Source organism: Micromonospora violae (assembly GCF_004217135.1).
Classification (GTDB): Bacteria; Actinomycetota; Actinomycetes; order Mycobacteriales; family Micromonosporaceae; genus Micromonospora; species Micromonospora violae.
On the sequence record NZ_SHKK01000001.1, the window covers coordinates 4,479,907 to 4,497,205 of the forward strand.

17 protein-coding genes are annotated in these 17,299 nt (G+C 71.3%); 8 read left to right on the forward strand and 9 right to left on the reverse strand.

Annotation, left to right across the window (positions count from 1 at the left end):
* Positions 1-225: 225 nt before the first annotated feature.
* Positions 226-1,488, forward strand: coding sequence for a DivIVA domain-containing protein (locus EV382_RS19860; RefSeq protein ID WP_130404042.1), 1,263 nt, complete (start codon positions 226-228; stop codon positions 1,486-1,488).
* A 177-nt stretch (positions 1,489-1,665) separates the two neighbouring features.
* Entirely contained in the window at positions 1,666-3,747 is a 2,082-nt protein-coding gene (locus EV382_RS19865) for a coiled-coil domain-containing protein (RefSeq protein ID WP_130404044.1), read from the forward strand.
* A gap of 78 nt (positions 3,748-3,825) precedes the next feature.
* On the opposite strand, the gene EV382_RS19870 is transcribed toward EV382_RS19865, so the two are convergent.
* Complete coding sequence (locus tag EV382_RS19870) at positions 3,826-4,806, reverse strand: endonuclease domain-containing protein (RefSeq protein WP_244236764.1); 981 nt, start codon at positions 4,804-4,806, stop codon at positions 3,826-3,828.
* A 408-nt stretch (positions 4,807-5,214) separates the two neighbouring features.
* Here EV382_RS19870 and EV382_RS19875 point away from each other — a divergent pair, with 408 nt between their 5' ends.
* Both EV382_RS19875 and EV382_RS19880 read left to right on the forward strand, forming a co-directional pair.
* On the forward strand, positions 5,215-5,403 hold the full coding sequence (locus tag EV382_RS19875; protein ID WP_130404046.1) for a DUF397 domain-containing protein: 189 nt from the start codon (positions 5,215-5,217) through the stop codon (positions 5,401-5,403).
* Positions 5,404-5,517: 114 nt separating this feature from the next.
* Positions 5,518-6,618, forward strand: a complete 1,101-nt coding sequence (locus tag EV382_RS19880) for an AI-2E family transporter (protein WP_244236976.1) — start codon at positions 5,518-5,520, stop codon at positions 6,616-6,618.
* A 53-nt stretch (positions 6,619-6,671) separates the two neighbouring features.
* Here the strand turns inward: EV382_RS19880 and EV382_RS19885 are convergent, their stop codons facing one another.
* The 7 genes from EV382_RS19885 to EV382_RS19915 all read right to left on the reverse strand — a co-directional run bounded on the left by EV382_RS19885 (position 6,672) and on the right by EV382_RS19915 (position 13,017).
* The gene (locus EV382_RS19885) at positions 6,672-7,481 is read right to left on the reverse strand and encodes an alpha/beta hydrolase (RefSeq protein WP_130404048.1); all 810 of its coding nucleotides are present in this window, start codon (positions 7,479-7,481) and stop codon (positions 6,672-6,674) included.
* A gap of 80 nt (positions 7,482-7,561) precedes the next feature.
* On the reverse strand, positions 7,562-7,885 hold the full coding sequence (locus EV382_RS19890) for a hypothetical protein (RefSeq protein ID WP_244236765.1): 324 nt from the start codon (positions 7,883-7,885) through the stop codon (positions 7,562-7,564).
* Between the two features lie 43 nt (positions 7,886-7,928).
* Complete coding sequence (locus tag EV382_RS19895) at positions 7,929-8,978, reverse strand: hypothetical protein (RefSeq protein ID WP_130404052.1); 1,050 nt, start codon at positions 8,976-8,978, stop codon at positions 7,929-7,931.
* Complete coding sequence (locus EV382_RS19900) at positions 8,975-9,469, reverse strand: SigE family RNA polymerase sigma factor (protein ID WP_130404054.1); 495 nt, start codon at positions 9,467-9,469, stop codon at positions 8,975-8,977. Before EV382_RS19900 ends, EV382_RS19895 begins: the two co-directional genes overlap by 4 nt.
* A 39-nt stretch (positions 9,470-9,508) precedes the next feature.
* Positions 9,509-11,299 (reverse strand): 3-hydroxyacyl-CoA dehydrogenase family protein, encoded by a 1,791-nt coding sequence (locus tag EV382_RS19905; protein ID WP_130404056.1) that lies wholly within the window; start codon positions 11,297-11,299, stop codon positions 9,509-9,511.
* Positions 11,300-11,450: 151 nt separating this feature from the next.
* Positions 11,451-12,521, reverse strand: coding sequence for an alpha/beta hydrolase (locus tag EV382_RS19910; protein ID WP_425271911.1), 1,071 nt, complete (start codon positions 12,519-12,521; stop codon positions 11,451-11,453).
* A 79-nt stretch (positions 12,522-12,600) separates the two neighbouring features.
* Positions 12,601-13,017: an FHA domain-containing protein gene (locus tag EV382_RS19915; RefSeq protein WP_130404060.1), complete on the reverse strand. Its 417-nt coding sequence runs from the start codon at positions 13,015-13,017 to the stop codon at positions 12,601-12,603.
* A 257-nt stretch (positions 13,018-13,274) separates the two neighbouring features.
* Here EV382_RS19915 and EV382_RS19920 point away from each other — a divergent pair, with 257 nt between their 5' ends.
* Both EV382_RS19920 and EV382_RS19925 read left to right on the forward strand, forming a co-directional pair.
* Positions 13,275-14,771 carry an aldehyde dehydrogenase family protein gene (locus EV382_RS19920; protein WP_130404062.1) on the forward strand — a complete coding sequence of 499 codons (1,497 nt, stop codon included), beginning with the start codon at positions 13,275-13,277 and terminating at the stop codon, positions 14,769-14,771.
* A gap of 80 nt (positions 14,772-14,851) precedes the next feature.
* Positions 14,852-15,508, forward strand: coding sequence for a class I SAM-dependent methyltransferase (locus EV382_RS19925; protein ID WP_130404064.1), 657 nt, complete (start codon positions 14,852-14,854; stop codon positions 15,506-15,508).
* An 8-nt stretch (positions 15,509-15,516) separates the two neighbouring features.
* Here the strand turns inward: EV382_RS19925 and nucS are convergent, their stop codons facing one another.
* Positions 15,517-16,176, reverse strand: coding sequence for an endonuclease NucS (gene nucS, locus EV382_RS19930; RefSeq protein ID WP_130404066.1), 660 nt, complete (start codon positions 16,174-16,176; stop codon positions 15,517-15,519).
* Between the two features lie 71 nt (positions 16,177-16,247).
* Here nucS and EV382_RS19935 point away from each other — a divergent pair, with 71 nt between their 5' ends.
* Entirely contained in the window at positions 16,248-16,865 is a 618-nt protein-coding gene (locus tag EV382_RS19935; RefSeq protein WP_130404068.1) for a DUF4126 domain-containing protein, read from the forward strand.
* A gap of 127 nt (positions 16,866-16,992) precedes the next feature.
* Complete coding sequence (locus EV382_RS19940) at positions 16,993-17,289, forward strand: DUF1540 domain-containing protein (protein WP_130404070.1); 297 nt, start codon at positions 16,993-16,995, stop codon at positions 17,287-17,289.
* The last annotated feature ends 10 nt before the right edge of the window (positions 17,290-17,299 follow it).

Below are 17,299 nucleotides of genomic sequence, written 5' to 3' on the forward strand. Positions count from 1 at the left end.
TTCCGCCCCCATTAGCGGATAGCCCACCCGGATCGAACAAAGGGCCTCGGGGTAACCCCGGGGCCCTTTTCCGCGTCACGCTGCGTGGTGTCCGACCCGCCGGGACCTGCCAAGATCGCGGATTGGTCCAACCTCGTCGATCGGGGGAGTTGACCATGTAAAGAGGGCATGAAAGCTGCGCACCGCTCTTGCGAAGCACCCTGGGGCGTCTGCCAGTATGTCCCAATGCCCCAGCAGCAGTCCTCCCCTCTCGCGTTCTTCGATAACGCGAACTCGCAGCCAGATTTCACCGTTGGCCTGCGCGGATACAACACCCATCAGGTCGATGACTTCCTCGGCCGGATGACCGCCGCGCTGACCCAGTCCGACCAGGCCCGTGCCGAGGCCGAGCAGCGGATGAACGACGCCCAGCGTCGGCTCCGCCAGGCCGAGCAGCGCATGAGTGCGCTGGAGCAGAAGCTCACCGACACGAACAAGCAGCTCGAAGAGAACAGCCGGCCCACCCTCTCCGGGCTCGGCACCCGCGTTGAGCAGATCCTCCGGCTCGCCGAGGAGCAGGCCAACGACCACCGCAACGAGGCCAAGCGCGAGTCGGAGGGCATCCTCTCCGCCGCCCGCCTCGAAGCCCGTGAGATCACCGACAAGGCCCGCGCCGAGGCCGCCGCCATGAAGGCGAGCGCCGAGCGCGAGGCGGGCAACCTGCGTACGGCCGCCGAGCGCGAGGCCGCCGAGGTCCGGGTGCAGGCCCGCCGCGAGGCTGACACGCTGCGCGCCGACGCCGACCGGGAGACCAAGCAGCTGCGTACGGTCACCGCCCACGAGGTGGCCGAGCTGAAGTCGACCGTCGAGCGGGAGGTGGCCACCCTCCGGGCCACCGCCGAGCGGGAGATCACCCAGCAGCGGGCGAAGGCGGCCCGCGAGGCTGAGGAGAAGCGCGCCGAGGCGACCAAGCTGCTCACCGACGCGCGGGACAAGCGCGACAAGGACCTCCAGGCCCTGGAGCTGCAGCTGGCCGAGCGTCGGGAGAAGGCCGAGCGCGAGGAGTCCGAGCGCCACGCCGCCCAGGTCGCGCAGACCCAGAAGATGGTCAGCGAGGCCGAGCAGCGTGCCCGGGCCGCACAGGAGCGGGCCAAGGAGATCGAGCAGCGGGCCGAGGCGCGGCGGGTCGAGTCTGAGCGCAACGCCGCCGAGACGATCGACAAGGCCAAGGCGCACGCGGACAAGACCCTCAACGAGGCGAAGGCCGAGTCGCAGCGTCTGCTCACCGAGGCTCGCACCGAGGCCGAGCTGACCACGCAGGCCGCCCGCCGCGAGGTCGAGGACCTCACCCGGCAGAAGGACGCGGTCACCTCGCAGCTGGGTCAGATGCTCTCCGGGCTCGCCGGCATCGTCCCGGGGATGCCGGCGCAGGGCGCTGCGGCTGCCAAGCCGGACGCCAAGAAGACCGATGGCGGTCAGGAGCGGGTGCCCGCGGAGACCGCCGGCTGACCCGAGGCGTCGGGTCGGGGCATCGACGGCGCGAGGTGACACCGGGTAACCGGTGCCACCTCGCGCCGTATGCGTTTCCCAGCCGGTGGTATCCGCCGGCGGAAACTGAGTGAAGTAGCTCCCACAAGGCGCGTCCGTATCGCCCCAGCAGGGCCCGTTGCGTGTGAGGATGGGGGCATGTCGCACGGCGAGGAACTGTTCGCTCTCGGCGGGGACGTGACGACGGAGCCCAGCTTCGAGTCCGCTCTGCGGGGGTACGAGAAGAAACAGGTCGACCGTTATGTCGCACGTGCTGAGCACGAGATCGCGACCCTCGCTGCCGAACGGGAACAGGCGTACACACAGATCCACAAGCTCGCCGGCCAGGTCGAGGTTCTCCAGCGCGACCTGACCCAGGTGCGCAAGCAGATGAACGTGGTCGACCGGGCCTCGTTCCGGCACCTCGGCCCGCGCGTCGAGTCGATCCTCACTCTCGCCGAGGAGCAGGCGGAACAGATCCTCGCCGACGCGAACGGGGAGATCGAGGCCCGCCGTGCCGCCGCCGAGCACATCATCGAAGAGGCCCGTGAGCAGGCCGCGCGGGCTCTGAAGGACTTTGAGATCGCCCTCGCCGCCCGGCGCGCGGAGGAGGAGCGGCACAGCTCCGCCCGGCGGGCCGAGGCCGACGCGACCCTACGGGCGGCGAAGGACGAGTCGGCGCAGTTGCGCAAAACGGCGCAGGACGCGCTCGCGAAGGCCCAGCAGGAGGCCACCCAACTGCGGGACTCCGCCAAGGAGATTCACACCCGGGCCCAGCAGGAAGCCACCAAGCTGCGCGAGACGGCCCGCGAGACGCTGGCCAACGCCCGGCAGGAAGCCAGCGAGCTGCGCGATGCGGCCAAGGAGGTGCACGCCAAGGCCCTCCAGGAGGCCAAGCGGCTCACCGACACGGCGACCGAGGCCGGGCGGGCCACCCACGCCAAGGCGCAGCAGGAGGCCAAGCAGATCATCGACGACGCGTCGATGGCCGGGCGGGCCACCCGCGCGAAGGCGCAGCAGGAGGCCGAGCGGCTGACGACGCAGGCCACCGAGTCGGCGAAGCGCAGCCGCGCCGAGACTGAGGCGTACGTGCAGCGGATGCGCGCCGAGACCGAAGCGTACGTGCAGCAGACCCGGGCGCAGACCCAGCAGGAGTTGGGCGCGTGGCGGGCCGGGGTGGAGCAGGAGGTCAACTCCCGTCGGGAGGCGGCCGACCGGGAGCTGGCGCAGCGACGGTCCACTGCGGAGCAGGAGTTCGCCAAGCGCCGCGATGAGCTGGACAAGCAGCACACGTCGCGCCAGCAGGAGCTGGAGGCCGCGTTCACCAGCCGTCAGCAGGAGCTGGAGAGCGGGTTCACCACTCGCCGGGACGAGCTGGAGACGGAGTACTCGACCCACAAGAACGAGTTGGAGACCGATTACACCGCCCGCAAGAACGAGATCGAGCAGGGCGCGGCGGCTGTCCGTGAGGCCGCCGAGCAGGACGCGGCGTCGCTGCGTCAGCGGTCCGAGGCGGAGGCCGCCGAGCTGCTGAGCCGGGCCGAGACCGAGGCCAGCGAGAAGCGCCGCGCGGCCGACGAGCATGTCGCGGCGTCGCGGCGGCAGTTCGAGGAGTACGCGGCCACCACGCAGCAGCACCTGGCCACCACCCAGCAGCACCTGGCGGCGACCCAGCAGGAGGCGGCGGCGGGCCGGCAGCAGTTGGCCCAGGTGATGCTGGAGATCGCCCAGGCCCAGCAGCAGCTGGCGGATCTGCGGCAGGAGACCTGGAAGGCGCGGCAGGAGTCCGACGAGCTTCAGCGTCAGATGTCCGAGCTGCGGTTGCAGAGCGTCGCCGGCCCCATCGACGGCCCGACCGCGGAGGACGGCGCGAGTGGGGGCGTACCCGATGGTGGTGACGACGGCGTGAGCGTTACCGCCGGCGCGACCGTCGGGTCGGGTCCGGCCACCGGTCTGAAGGCCGAGGCCGCCGACACCAGGCAGCCGGTGAACGCGGGTGCGGAGGAGTCCGGGCAGCCCACGACACGGCCGGTGGCCGAGCCGGTGACCACGGTGGATGGTGGGACGGCGAGCGCCGGGGTGGACGGCGAGCCGACCGTGGCCGCCGTTCCGGGTGAGGGTGGCCGGGGCGCCAAGCCCACCAAGATCACTAGCACCGGTGAGAACGGCAAGCGGCCCACCAAGCCGACCACCGACGAGCGCAGCGCCAAGCCCAGCAAGGTCACCATCGAAAAGGATTGACGGGTACGCGAACCCGCACGAGCTCCAAGATCTTGGACACTTTCCGTCAGCGGATGACGGAAAGTGTCCAAGGTTCACTTATGTGGGGGACGGCGCGGGGGTGGGTGTCCAGCCGGCCGCGATCAGCGCGCGGCGGACGGTGTCGGCGACCTCGTCCGGGCGGGCACGGACCAGCCAGGCGGGGAAGCGCAGGATCCGGTCGCCACTGGTCCACACATCGTTCTGCCGGCGCATGTCCGCCGCCCACTGTTTGGCGTCCATGTGGTGCGCTCCGTCGATCTCCACCTGCACCCGCCACTTCCGCCAGTACGCGTCCAGCCAGCGGTGTCGACCCGCCGCGTCGACCCGATGCTCCTGAAGATCAGGCATGGGCAGTCGGTGTCGTCGGCACAGTCGCAGAAAATCGATCTCTGAGAGCGCCTGGGCGCCGCCCGCGATGTCGCCGACCGTCTGCGCGATCAGGCGCCGGCGCGGTGCCCGGGGCAGCACGTCGAGGACCGCCTGCAACTCCTCGGGCAGCACCCGACGCTGCTGGCAGGCGGCGGCCAGCACCCCTTGCGCCTCGTCCACACCGACCGCCCACCCGGCCGCGTCGACGCAGGCCCTGGCCGTTGTGGTGCGCGGCGGGCGGGCGAGTTGCCGGTGCGACTCCGGCAGCACCGACGTGCGGTGCACCAGCACCGCCGGCATGTCGATCGGCAGGCGGCGCAGCGAGGTCCGGGCGGCCCGGCGGGTGGCCGGCACCAGCACGCGCAGCGGTTCACGCCGCAGCCCTCGTACCCCGGCCTCCGCGGCGGCGGTCACCCCGGCCAGCAGCGCCCCTGGCCCGGCGGCCAGCACCGCCACCCAGAGCTGTTGGTCGCGGGTCAGGCGGCCGTTGCCGGTCAGCACGATTCCCCGACAGATCGACCGCCACCGGCCGGAGCGGATCCGCCCTCGCACCGCCCCGTCGCTGAGCAGCGCGGACACCTGCGCGGTCCTGAGGACACCCGCCTGTTCGAAGGCGAGCCATTCGAGTGCGTCGGCGTCATCGGCGGGCAGCAGCCGGACAGCCTTCACCGCCTGGAAGCCACCGCACCACCAGGTCTTGGACAGTTTCCGTCAGCGCGTAACGGAAACTGTCCAAGATCTACCCGCTGGCCGGGGTGAGACGACATCGGGTGGCGGGTCGATCATCGGGTGGCGGGTCGATCATCGGGTGACCGAGCGGGCGGTCGACGGGTTTGACGGTGAGTTTGAGTTAGTCGACGACGGCCAACCGAGCTGGTTGCGCGGGAGGTCCGGACCCTTCACGCCTGCGCGCAGCGCGGACGGTGGTTGGGTCGGCAATCTCGAAACCCAGCTTGCCCGCGTCGTGGTTGACCAAGGTGGTCACATAGCTACGCTGCTCTCACGATGGGAGACGGTTCGGAACGAAGCGCTTTCTCATCGGCACTCGACAGACCTGATGAAGGAAGCAGCGAATTCATGCACCTGAGCGGCGCAGTTCGGCGCACCTCCACTCGCAGCGGGAACGGTGAGTGCGTCGAGGTGGCGGACAATCTGCCCGGGATGGTGGGGGTACGGGACAGCAAGGACCCGACCGGCCCGGTGTTGGTGTTCGCGCCGGACGCGTGGCGGGCGTTCGTGGCCGTCACCCGTCGTTCCACCACCTGAGCCGGGGGGTTCCTGGTGCCGCAGCACAATCCGCAGCACAATCCGCAGCACGACCCGTCCGGCGAAACGCCACCGCCGGCCGAGACACCGACGGCAGCCGAGACGCCACCGCCGGTGCCGGTTCCCGTCCCGGGGGTCGACCCGGACGAATTGCCGGCGGTCCCGTCCGGGAAGTTCGGCACACCCGGGCGGCCCCTGCGCCGCAGCAGCTTCCTGATCGGCTTCACCGGCGCGCTGGGCGTGCTGCTGGCGTACACCCTCTATCTGGGGATTCGCAACGCCGGCGGCATCCTGGTGCTGGTGGTGATCGCGCTCTTCCTCGCGGTCGGCCTCAACCCGGCGGTGGTCCGGCTACGCCGCTGGGGTGTGCCGCACGGCCTGGCGGTGGCGGCGGTCGCGTTGACGGTGGTGCTGCTGCTCTGCGGGGGTGTGGTGGCGCTGGTCCCGCCGATCGTCACCCAGTCGGGGCAGTTCATCGACCAGATCCCGAGCCTGCTCGACGAGTTGCGCCGCAACCCGACGGTCAACGACCTGGTGGAGCGGTACGACGTGGTGCAGCGGGTGCAGGGCGCGGCCAACGCGCAGACGGTCGGGCGGGCGCTCGGCGGGGTGCTGGGTGGCGCACAACTGATCTTCGGCACGGTCTTCCGGACGCTGACCGTGCTGGTCTTGACGATCTACTTCCTGGCCTACTTCGACCGGCTGCGGTCGCTGGGTTACTCGTTGGTGCCCCGGTCCCGGCGGCAGCGGGTGCAGTTGATCGGCGACGAGATTCTGGCGAAGGTCGGCTCGTACATGGTGGGCGCGTTGAGTATCGCGGTGCTGGCCGGCGCGACCACCTTCGTCTTCGCGCTGATCGTCGACCTGCCGTACCCGTTCGCGCTGGCCGTGGTGGTCGCGGTGACCGACCTGATCCCGCAGATCGGTGCCACCCTGGGCGCGGTGATCGTGAGCCTGGTCGGCTTCGCCGTCGACCTGCCCACCGGCATCGCCTGCGCGGTCTTCTTCCTCATCTACCAGCAGGTGGAGAACTACCTCATCTACCCGAAGGTGATGCGGCGTTCGGTGGAGGTCAACGAGGTGGCCGCCCTGCTGGCCGCGCTGCTCGGGGTGTCGCTGCTGGGTGTGGTGGGCGCGCTGATCGCCATCCCCACGGTGGCCGCGCTGCAACTGATCCTGCGCGAGGTGGTGCTGCCCCGCCAGGAGCGCCGCTGACCGGCCAGACCAGCCGGCCGGGGCGTCAGCCGCCCTGAGCAGCGGCCGGGGCGTCAGCCGGCCTGGCCGGCGGCGGGGCCGGGGACGGGCGTTTCGGCGAAGGCGGCCACCGTCCGGTCGGCGTACGCGCTGACGTCGCCGGCCTCCATCGGGCCGTCCCAGGTCGTCGGCAGTGGCACCTCGACGGCCGGGTTGACCCGTCGGACGATCTCGTCGAGCACTGTCTCCGCGTCGCCCACCCAGAGGTGCTTGGCACCCGACACCCCGACCACCTCGGCCTGCGGCACGGCGGCGAACCGCTCCCGTGCCTCGGTGGGGCGCAGGTAGTCGTCGAACTCCGGCACCAGCGCCACCAGCGGGTGACCCGAGCTGGCCCAGGTGGCCAGGTCGTCGGGGGCGGAGAAGCGCAGCGGTGGAGAGAGCAGGATCGCTCCGGCGATCGTCGGGTCGCAGCCGTACTTCAGCGCCAGGTCGGTGCCGAACGACCAGCCGACCAGCCAGATGTTGGGCAGCTCGGCGAACTCCGCGTACTCGATGGCGGCGGCCACGTCGTACCGCTCCCCCACCGCGGCGTCGAACGCGCCTTCGCTGGTGCCGCGCACGCTGCTGGTGCCGCGGGTGTTGAACCGCAGCACGGCCAGGTCGGCCAGGGCGGGCAGCCGCCAGGCCGCCTTGCGGAACACGTGGCTGTCCATCATTCCGCCGTGGGTGGGCAGCGGGTGCAGGCAGACCAGGGTGGCCACCGGCGGGCGGTCGGCCGGCAGGGCCAGCTCACCCACCAGCTGCAGACCGTCTGCGGTGTGCAGCTCGATGTCCTCCCGGCGGCCGGGCAGGATCGACGACGCGCGGATCGCTGTGCTCACCGCCCCAGTCTGGCGCGAAGTCGCCGTCACCGCCCGCCCAGGCGCGAACAGCGTGATCCAGGTCGCTCAACGGGGATCGGTCAGTAGCGCGGGGTGCCCCGACCGCGCTGCACCGCCGGGCCGCGCCGGTCCCGGGCGCGCCAGCAGCCGCTGTGCCAGTGCCGCCGGTCGGTCAGATCACCCAGGCCGTCCGCCGGCCAGGCCACCAGGTGTGCCACCCCGGGCCGGATCTCCTGGTCACAACCGGGACAACGGTACGTCTTGACCGACGCACCCGCGCCGATCCCCCGCACCTGCCAGGCGCCGTCGGTCCACTGCTGCACCGAGGCGACGCCCTGCCGGACCCGGTCGGCGTCCAGGTTGGCGTTGTCGTCCCGGCGAGGGCGATTGCGACGGGGGCTCACAGTCACCAAGCGTACGTCCGGCGGGCGAGGCCGCCCGGGGCGGTCACCAGGTCCCGGGCTGATCCAGGTGCTCGGCGACCCGCGCCCCGCCCAGCACGGTCTCCGCCTGGGCCTCGCTGAGGGACCGCTCGTAATTGAAGGTGGCGAACAGTTGGGCCCGAGGGATGTCCAGAAGCTCCAGCCGTGCACCACCGGGGTCGAGGTGGGCGGGCCTGCCGTCGATCGTCCGGTTCGCCGGTGGCTTGTCCGTCACGGTGGTGCCCGCGTACTGCAACTCGACGGTGATCCCCATGTCCCGGTCGTCGTCAATGACCGCCAGCATCACCGCGTACGCAGCCGGGAAGGTGCCGACGACCGTCGAACATCTGGTGAGCTGCGCACCGGCCGGCAGTGCGGTCAACCGCAGTGGGCCGGTGCACCCGTACGCCTGATCGAGCCGGAGCGCCTCGGCCGCGTCGTACAAGGGGGCTTCGTCCGGGCCGGGCACGCTGGCTCCGGCGTACACGCCGGGGGCCGGCTGCCAGTAGCGCCGCCAGATCGGCACACCGTCCGGCCCGTCGGCGTGGACCACCGAGCCGTCGTAGCGGTTGCCGCCAGGGCCGTCCAGCGGCGGCATGTTCCAGGCGCCGGTGAGTCGCAGCACGTCGATCGAGGTCAGCTCGACGGTGACCGTACGGCCGCCGACGTCGAGCTTCGCGGTCTCCTTGCCGCCAGCGACGGCCCACTCCAGGTAGCGGGGGCCGCCCGGGGCGAGGCCGATGTGCAGCAGGGTCGGATCCTTGCCGATCTGGTCGGGCCGGGCCGCCGCGCCGGGAGCGCCGTCGACCCGCGGTGGGATGAGGGGCACCGCGGCCTCGGTCAGCCCGGGGGTGATCGCCGGCCCCAGGCGGGGCAGCCGGTCCATCGGAGCGGCGACCGCGCCGAACCCGAGCAGGGCGGCCACACCGACGGCGACCCCGGTGCCGGCCGCGCGCCGCCGACGCACCCGGCTCCGCCCCCGGAGCACCGCGTGGACCAACAGTCGGTCGGCGTCGACCGGACCTTCCGCGTGTTCGCGCAGCGTCTGATCGATGCGCTGGTCAAGGTCGGTCACGGTCGGCTCCCGTTGGTGGCCGGGGCACCGCAGCGCTCCCGGAGGTTGGCGAGCGCCCGCATCGCGTGGGTGCGGACGGTGACCGGCGAGCAGTCCAGGATCTGGGCGATGGTCGCGTCGTCGAGGTCCTCGTAGTAGCGCAGCACCAGGACCGCCCGCTGACGGTCGGGCAGGCCGAGGATCAGCCGCCACATCTCGTCCCGGTCGGCCGCTTCACCGCCGAGGTCGCCACGGTGTGCCCGCTCGGCGAAGGTGTCGACCGCCAGCTCCCGATTGGACCGGCGGCGCCACCAGGAGATGTTGGCGTTGACCAGCATGCGGCGCACGTACACGTCGGGCCGGTCGGCGCGCGCGATCCTGCGCCACCGCACGTACGCCTGGGACAGCACGTCCTGGGTGAGGTCCTCGGCCCGGTGTTCGTCACCGGTCAGTAGCCGGGCGAGCCGGACCAGCGCCGGACCCCGGCTGCTGACGTACTCCTCGAAGGTCACACTCTGCAGACGCGGTGAGCACCCGCAGGCGTTGACCGGTCAGCGGTGGGAGTGGTCGCGGAAGCCGCGGCGGGTCTTGCGACCCAGGTAGCCGGCGGTGACCAGGTGCTCCAGCAGCGGTGCGGGCGCGAAGCCCGGCTCGCGTAGTTCCAGGTACAGCTCACGCTGGATCGCCAGGGAGACGTCCAGCCCGACCACGTCGAGCAGCTCGAACGGGCCCATCGGGTAGCCGCAGCCCAGCTTCATGGCGTGGTCGATGTCGTCGGCCGTCGAGTAGCTGGCCTCCAGCATCTTCACCGCGTCGTTGAGGTACGGGAAGAGCAGCGCGTTGACGATGAAGCCGGACCGGTCGCCGCAGACCACACCGGTCTTGCCGAGCGCGGCGCAGACGGCGCGAGCGGTGGCGGTGGCCTCCGGTGAGGTGCGGATGGTGCGGACGACCTCGACCAGCGGCATCACCGGCGCCGGGTTGAAGAAGTGCAGCCCCACCACGTCGGCCGGCCGCTGGGTGGCCATCGCCACGTCGATCACCGGCAGCGACGAGGTGGTGGTGGCCAGCACCACGCCCGGCTTGCAGATCTCGTCGAGGCTCGCGAAGAGGGCCTTCTTGACGCTCAGCTCCTCGACGACCGCCTCGACCACCAGGTCGACGTCGGCGAGGTGGTCGAGCGTCGCCGACCAGCTGATCCGGCCCAGGGCGGCGTCCCGATCGGCTTCGGCGAGCTTGCCCCGCACCACGCCCTTGTTCAGCGAGGTCTTCACCGCCTCGCAGACCTTCGCGGACTTCTCCATGCCGCGGGTCACCGAGATGACCTCGTAGCCGGCCTTCGCGAAGACCTCGATGATCCCGGTGGCCATCGTCCCGGAACCCACCACACCAACCTTGGCGATGGCGCGGGCCCCGTCGGCGAACGCGGCCTCCGTGGCCAGCGGCGTCGCCTCATCCGGTACGACCACCGGGGAGCCGGGCCGCTCGTAGGTGTAGAAGCCCCGGCCCGACTTCCGGCCGAGCAGCCCCGCCGTCACCATCTGCTTGAGCAGCGGCACCGGTGCGTGCCGGCGGTCCCGCCCGCCACGCCGGTACATGGTGTCCAGGATCTCGTACGCGGTGTCCAGGCCGATCAGGTCCATCAGGGCCAGTGGGCCCATCGGCAGGCCGCAGCCGAGCTTCATCGCGGCGTCGATGTCCTCCCGGGTCGCGTAGTGCGACTCGAACATGCCGACGGCGTGGTTGAGGTAGCCGAAGAGCAGGGCGTTGGCGATGAATCCGGCCCGGTCGTTGATGGTGACGTCGACCTTGCCGAGGCGGGTGCAGAGCGCCTCGACGTCGGCGACCACCTCGGGTGCGGTGACGACGGTGCGGACCACCTCGACCAGCTTCATGACCGGGGCCGGGTTGAAGAAGTGGATGCCGATCACCTGGTTGGGTCGGCTGGTGGCGACCGAGATCTCGGTGACGCTCAGCGACGAGGTGTTGGTGGCGAGGATCGCCTCCGGTCGGCAGACCCGGTCCAGCTCCGCGAAGATCCGCTGCTTGAGGTCGAGGTGTTCGGGCACCGCCTCGATGACCAGGTCGACGGAGTGCAGTGCCTCCAGCCCGACCGCGAAGTGCACCCGCTCGTGCAGGGCGTCGCGGTCGGCCTCGGCGAGCTTGCCCTTGGCGACCGCCCGATCGGTGGAGCCGGTGAGGGTGGCCCGGCCGCGCTCCAGCGCCGGCGCGGAGATCTCCACGGCCACCACGTCGATGCCGTTGCGGGCGAAGACCTCGACGATGCCGGCACCCATGGTGCCCAGCCCCACCACGCCAACGGTGCTGAACTCGCGCGCCACGACCGGCCTCCCCAGAGACTCCGCACGGCCGCTGAACGGCCGCTAAGGTTATGCGCGCGAGTCTGCCACGTGCCGGTGAGTTGTCGAGACGCCGTGGCATATTTCACCCACGGCACGGCGCTGCTTCCCGGCCGACCGCCGGGGGCGTCGGTCAGACGGTCGACCGGCTGGTCAGGGCCAGCAACTCGGTGACGAACTCCGCCGGGCGCTCCAGGTGCGGGCTGTGCCCGCAGCCGGGGAGCACCACCTCGTGGTACGCGCCGCCGGCCGCCGCGTACCGATCGAGCACCGCCCGGGTCTGCCCGACCATCGGCTGGGGTGGGCAGGCGTCCGCGCCGGGCCAGCCGGGCACGAGATCCAGCGAACCCAGGTACGCCAGGTCGAACAGCGACGTGTCCGAGACGATGACGTCGGCGTCCCCGCGTACCCAGGTGACCGGAGGTTTGTCGGCGACGGCCACCAGCTCGTCGGCGAGCCGGAACCAGGTCGGCGCGAGCGCGTTGAGCACCCCGCGCTCCCCCGGCGCGGTACCCGGCCAATTCGCCGACGGCATCGACGTACCCGGGTAGTTGTCGTCCCCGGTGGCGGTGGAGAGCACCGTGTCCAGCAGCAGGTCCTCGTCCGCGCCGAGCGAGGCGGGATCGGCCACATAGGTGGCTCGCAGCACGGCGCGTGGGCTGGCCGGGGCGTCCGCGCTGCGGTCGCCGGCCGCGAGGCGGGCGACGAAGTCCGGGTTGGCCGTGCCGGCGCCGGTGCCGGCGAAGTCGGGGGTGGTCGGCGTGCCCGTCAGGTCACGGGTGCCACCGAAGCCGTACGGGGAGACCGGCGCGGCGAGCAGCAACGCCGCCACCCGGTGCGGGTGGTCGACGAGCAGGCGCATCGCCACTCCACCGCCGAGGGAGTGCCCGACCACCACGGGGCGCGCGTCGGCGCCGAAGAGCGTCGGGTCGTCCAGCAGGGCGGCCACGTCGTCGGCGAAGTCCCGCAGGCCCCGGGTGGCGTCCACCGGGGCGGTCGCGGAGTCGCCGTACCCGCGCAGGTCGGGGGCGACCACCCGCAGCGTCGGTGGCAGCCGCCGAACCAGCGGCTCCCAGAACAGCGCGGATGAGCAGTTGCCGTGGATCAGCAGCACCGGCGTGCCGTCCGGCGGGCCGGCCACCCGTACCGCCTGGGTGATGCCGTTCGCCGTCACGGTCCGCTGCTCGGTGTCCATCCGCGGCATGCTGCCACGCGGGTTTCCGCCGGTCCAGGTGGCCGGCCACCACCCGGCGGGGCAGCCCGGTGTGGTCGGACGCCAGGGATCAGCGACGGGTGCCGGGCGGCACGGCCAGCGGCAGCGGCAGCGTCGGTCGGACGTCGCGCCGGGACGGGCCGAAGCTCAGCCCCACCGGATCGGTGAGCGCCACCCCGGGGTCGAACAGGCGCAGTTCGGTGCGGCCCAGCCGGATGACGTCCCCGTCGGAGAGTCGTTCCACCTCGGTGATCCGCCGGTCGTTGAGCCAGGTGCCGTTGGTGGAGCCCAGGTCCCGCAGGGAGGGGCCCTCGGGAGCCAGCCACACCTCGGCGTGGCGCCGGCTCAGGTGCGGGTCGTTGATGACCACCTGGCCGGTCGGTGCTCGGCCGATCACCTGCGGCTCGGTTCGCATGCGAAAACTCGCGCCGCGCATCGGTCCACCGGCGACCGTCAACAGCGGCAACAGTTCCGGATGTTCCTCCATGGACAGTCAGCCCTCCACCCCACACCGTCACTCCGCGCGTCAGCTTGCCATCAGACGGTAGTCGTCAATACCGACCGGCCGGCTAGCCTCTCGTCACCTCCCGGCCACCTGCCGTTCAACGATTCGGGCGGGCCGCACCCGTCACCAACACCCTGACCTGCACTGATCAACGACCGGTCGGGTCGGTGCGACGCCGATCCCCGCACCCCAAATCCGGCACCCTACCGGTGAGTAATCTTCGGGTCTAGACTTCCGCCATGACGGCAGTGCATATCCCGGGCGTTCCGGTCATCGAGGCGGGCCGGCTGATCTCCACCAACCCGGCGACCGGTGTCGAGGCCGGTCGGCTGCCGGTCGCCACCGACGCCGACGTGCGGCAGGCCGTCGGCCGCGCCCGCGTCGCCGGCGCGTGGTGGGCCGGTCTGGGCTTCACCGGCCGCCGCGAACGGATGCTGCGGTGGCGCGCCCTGCTCGCCAAGCGGATCGAGCAGGTGGCCGAGTTGGTGCACGTCGAGGGCGGCAAGCCGGTCGCCGACGCCATCGTCGAGATCGTCACCGCGATCGAGCACATCGACTGGGCTGCCCGCAACGCCGGCCGGGTCCTCGGCCCACGCCGGGTGCGGTCCCGACTCATCCTCGCCGAGTTCTCCGGGCACCTCGAATACCAGCCCCACGGGGTGGTCGGCGTGATCGGGCCGTGGAACTATCCGGTCTTCACGCCGATCGGCTCTGCCGCGTACGCCCTCGCCGCCGGGAACGCCGTGGTGCTCAAGCCGAGCGAATACACGCCCGCCGTCGGCCAGTGGCTGGTGGACAGCTTCGCCGAGGTGGTGCCCGAGCAGCCGGTGTTCACCGCCGTGCACGGGCTGGGCGACGTCGGCGCGGCGCTGTGCCGCTCCGGGGTCGACAAGCTGGCCTTCACCGGCTCCACCGCCACCGCCCGCAAGGTGATGGCCGCCTGCGCCGAGACGCTGACGCCGGTGCTCATCGAGGGCGGCGGCAAGGACGCCATGATCGTGGACAGCGACGCCGACCTGGACGCGGCCGCCGAGGCGTGCGTCTGGGGTGGCATGACCAACGCGGGCCAGACCTGCATCGGCATCGAGCGGGTGTACGCCGTCGACGCCGTCTTCGACGCCTTCGTCGACAAGGTGGTGGCCCGCGCCGGTCGACTGACGGTCGGGCCGGAGGGCACCGACATCGGCCCGATCACCATGCCCCAGCAGATCGACGTGATCCGTCGGCACATCGACGCCGCCATCACGTCCGGCGGGCGCGCCGTGCTCGGCGGCCCGAGCGCCGTACAGCCGCCGTACGTCCACCCCACCGTGCTGGTGGACGTCCCGGAGGAGTCGGCCGCGATCCGCGAGGAGACCTTCGGCCCCACGCTGACCATCAGCCGGGTCCGCGACGCCGACGAGGCCGTCAGCCGTGCCAACGCGCTGTCGTACGGCCTCGGGGGTTCGGTCTTCGGCCGGCGGCGCGCGGTGGCCGTCGCCCGGCGGTTGCGCTCCGGGATGGCCTCGATCAACTCGACGCTGACCTTCGCCGGCATGTCCACCCTGCCGTTCGGCGGTGTCGGCGACTCCGGCTTCGGTCGGATCCACGGGGAGGACGGCCTGCGTGAGTTCGGCCGGGCCAAGGCGGTCACCCGACGTCGCGCCCGGTCGCTGCTGCCGTCGATGACCTTCGACCGCACCCCCACCGACGTGGCCCGACTCGTCAAGGCCATCAAGGTCATGTACGGAAGGTAAGTGTCGGATAACCGATCACCCACAAAGTATCGGCGCATCCACATGTTTACACGTGTGGTCGCGGCGGTACATTGCGTTAAATGGGCCCCAATCGATTGCGCTACCGCCTTGTCGACAGTGACCAGTCGTGGAGCGCCCGACGGCGTCAGCACCGGTCGGACTGGTTGGCGCGCACCTTCCCGGACATCGGCGACATGCACGTGGTCGACCTCGGCGGTCGGCTCGGCACCTGGCACCGCGCCACCGTCCGGCCGGCCCGCGTGACAGTCGTCAACCTGGAGAAGCCGCCCACCATCGTTCCGGAGTGGGCCCACGTCGAGCAGGCCGACGCCTGCGACCTGCCCCCGCACCTCACCAAGGGCGGCTACGACCTGGTCTTCTCCAACTCGGTGCTGGAGCATGTGGGCGGGCACGAACGCCGGATCCGGTTTGCCGCCGCCGCCCGTTCCCTGGCCGACCGGCACTGGGTGCAGACGCCCTACCGCTACTTCCCCATCGAGCCACACTGGATCGCGCCGGGAATGCAGTTCCTGCCGGTACGACTGCGCACCGCGCTGGCCCGACGCTGGCCGCTGGGGCACAAGCCCACCCGCAGCCACGACGCCGCCATCCACCAGGTGCTCTGGACCGAGCTGTTGGACCGCTCGCAGATGCGCCACTACTTCCCGGACTCGACCATCCTGGTGGAGCGGGTGTTCGGCCTGCCGAAGTCACTGATCGCGGTGCGCACCGGGTAGGGCGCCGGTCAGAAGAGCGTCAGCTCGTCCTTCACGATGCCGCGCAGCTTGTCGTAGTCCACGACCACACACCGGATACCCCGGTCGGTGGCGAGGACCCGGGCCTGCGGCTTGATTTCCTGAGCGGCGAAGACCCCGGTGACCGGGCTGAGCAGCGGGTCGCGGTTCATCAACTCGAGGTAGCGGGTCAACTGCTCCACCCCGTCGATGTCGCCACGCCGCTTGACCTCGACGGCGACCGAGGCGGAGTTGGCGTCGCGGCACAGCAGGTCGACCGGGCCGATCGCCGTCATGTACTCACGGCGGACCAGCGTGAACCCCTCACCGAGGGTGCCCGGGTTGGCGGCCAGCAACTCCTGCAGGTGCGCCTCCACCCCGTCCTTGCGCAGGCCCGGATCCACCCCCAGCTCGTACGAGGTGTCCTGGAAGATCTCCTCCAGGGTGATCCGCAGCTCCTCGCCGGCCTTGTTGACGACCCGCCACACACCGGGGGCCTCCTCCAGCCGACACGGCGGGCTCATCCAGTTCAACGGCTTGTACGCCCGGTCGTCGGCGTGGATGGACACCGACCCGTCCGCCTTCACCATCAGCAACCGGGTGGCCAGCGGCAGGTGAGCCGAGAGCCGTCCGACGTAGTCCACCGAGCACTTCGCAATGACCAACCGCACCTGACGAGGGTAGCCGAGCCCCCGCCGGTCGCCAGCGAGCGGCACTGGCGCGTCGATGCGATGCTGAGACCGTGTTCGAAGTCCTCACCGGCACCGGTCTCGCCGCCTCGGCGGGCCTGAACGCCTACATACCCCTGCTCATCCTCGGCCTGCTCAGCCGCTACAGCGACCTGATCGACCTGCCCAGCGGCTGGACCTGGCTCGGCAACGGCTGGGTCATCGCCATCATGGCCGCGCTGCTCGCCGTGGAGATGGTGGCGGACAAGGTGCCCGTGGTCGACCACATCAACGACGTGGTGCAGACAGTGGTCCGGCCCACCGCCGGTGGCCTGGCCTTCGGCGCGGGCTCCTCGTCGGAGACGGTGACGGTCAGCGACCCGGGGAGCTTCTTCTCGTCCCACCAGTGGGTGCCGGTCGTCGCCGGCGTCCTGCTGGCGTTGGGCATGCACCTGCTCAAGTCCGCGGCCCGCCCGGTGATCAACGCGACCACCGCCGGGTTCGGCGCCCCGGTCGCCAGCACCGCCGAGGACGCCACCAGTGTGGTGGTCTCCCTGGCGGCGATCCTCCTGCCGGTGCTGGTGCTCGTCTTCCTGGTCGGCCTGGTCGTCTTCACCTTCTGGTTCGTCCGCCGCCGCTCCGAGCGACGCCGGGAACGAGCGGCCGCCCGGGCCGCCGGCTTCCGCGTCTGAGGCGTGCTCGACTCGGGTGCCCGGGTTTACGTCGATCAGCCGTGCGCCCCGTCCGCAGGTCGCCATATCGCGGTTCCGCCGACCGACATATGCCTACGATCGGGGCAGGAGCCTAGAGGAGGTCGGCATGACCGCAGCGTTGGAGATGCCCCGAGTCCAGGAATGTGTGGTCGCCGCGTGCGCGTACAACCAGTCGGGTGACTGCCACGCCTTCGCGATCACCATCGGCAGCATGGATCACGCACACTGCCACACCTTCGTCGAGTCGCCGGTCCAGGGCGGCGTGGAGAGCCTGATCGCGCAGGTGGGTGCCTGCCAACGATCCGACTGCCGGCACAACGAGCAGTTGGAGTGCCACGCGACGTCCATCCGGGTCGGCCCGGACAACGACATGGCCGACTGCATGACCTACGCCGGCCGCTGACCCGGGCCGA

Bases quoted from the DNA above. Each gene is read 5' to 3' on its own strand.
- EV382_RS19865 (WP_130404044.1), top strand. From the start codon at position 1,666: ATGTCGCACGGCGAGGAACTGTTCGCTCTCGGCGGGGACGTGACGACG.
- EV382_RS19940 (WP_130404070.1), top strand. From the start codon at position 16,993: ATGACCGCAGCGTTGGAGATGCCCCGAGTCCAGGAATGTGTGGTCGCC.
- EV382_RS19910 (WP_425271911.1), bottom strand. From the start codon at position 12,521: ATGCCGCGGATGGACACCGAGCAGCGGACCGTGACGGCGAACGGCATC.
- EV382_RS19875 (WP_130404046.1), top strand. From the start codon at position 5,215: ATGCACCTGAGCGGCGCAGTTCGGCGCACCTCCACTCGCAGCGGGAAC.
- EV382_RS19920 (WP_130404062.1), top strand. From the start codon at position 13,275: ATGACGGCAGTGCATATCCCGGGCGTTCCGGTCATCGAGGCGGGCCGG.
- EV382_RS19915 (WP_130404060.1), bottom strand. From the start codon at position 13,017: ATGGAGGAACATCCGGAACTGTTGCCGCTGTTGACGGTCGCCGGTGGA.
- EV382_RS19860 (WP_130404042.1), top strand. From the start codon at position 226: ATGCCCCAGCAGCAGTCCTCCCCTCTCGCGTTCTTCGATAACGCGAAC.
- EV382_RS19925 (WP_130404064.1), top strand. From the start codon at position 14,852: ATGGGCCCCAATCGATTGCGCTACCGCCTTGTCGACAGTGACCAGTCG.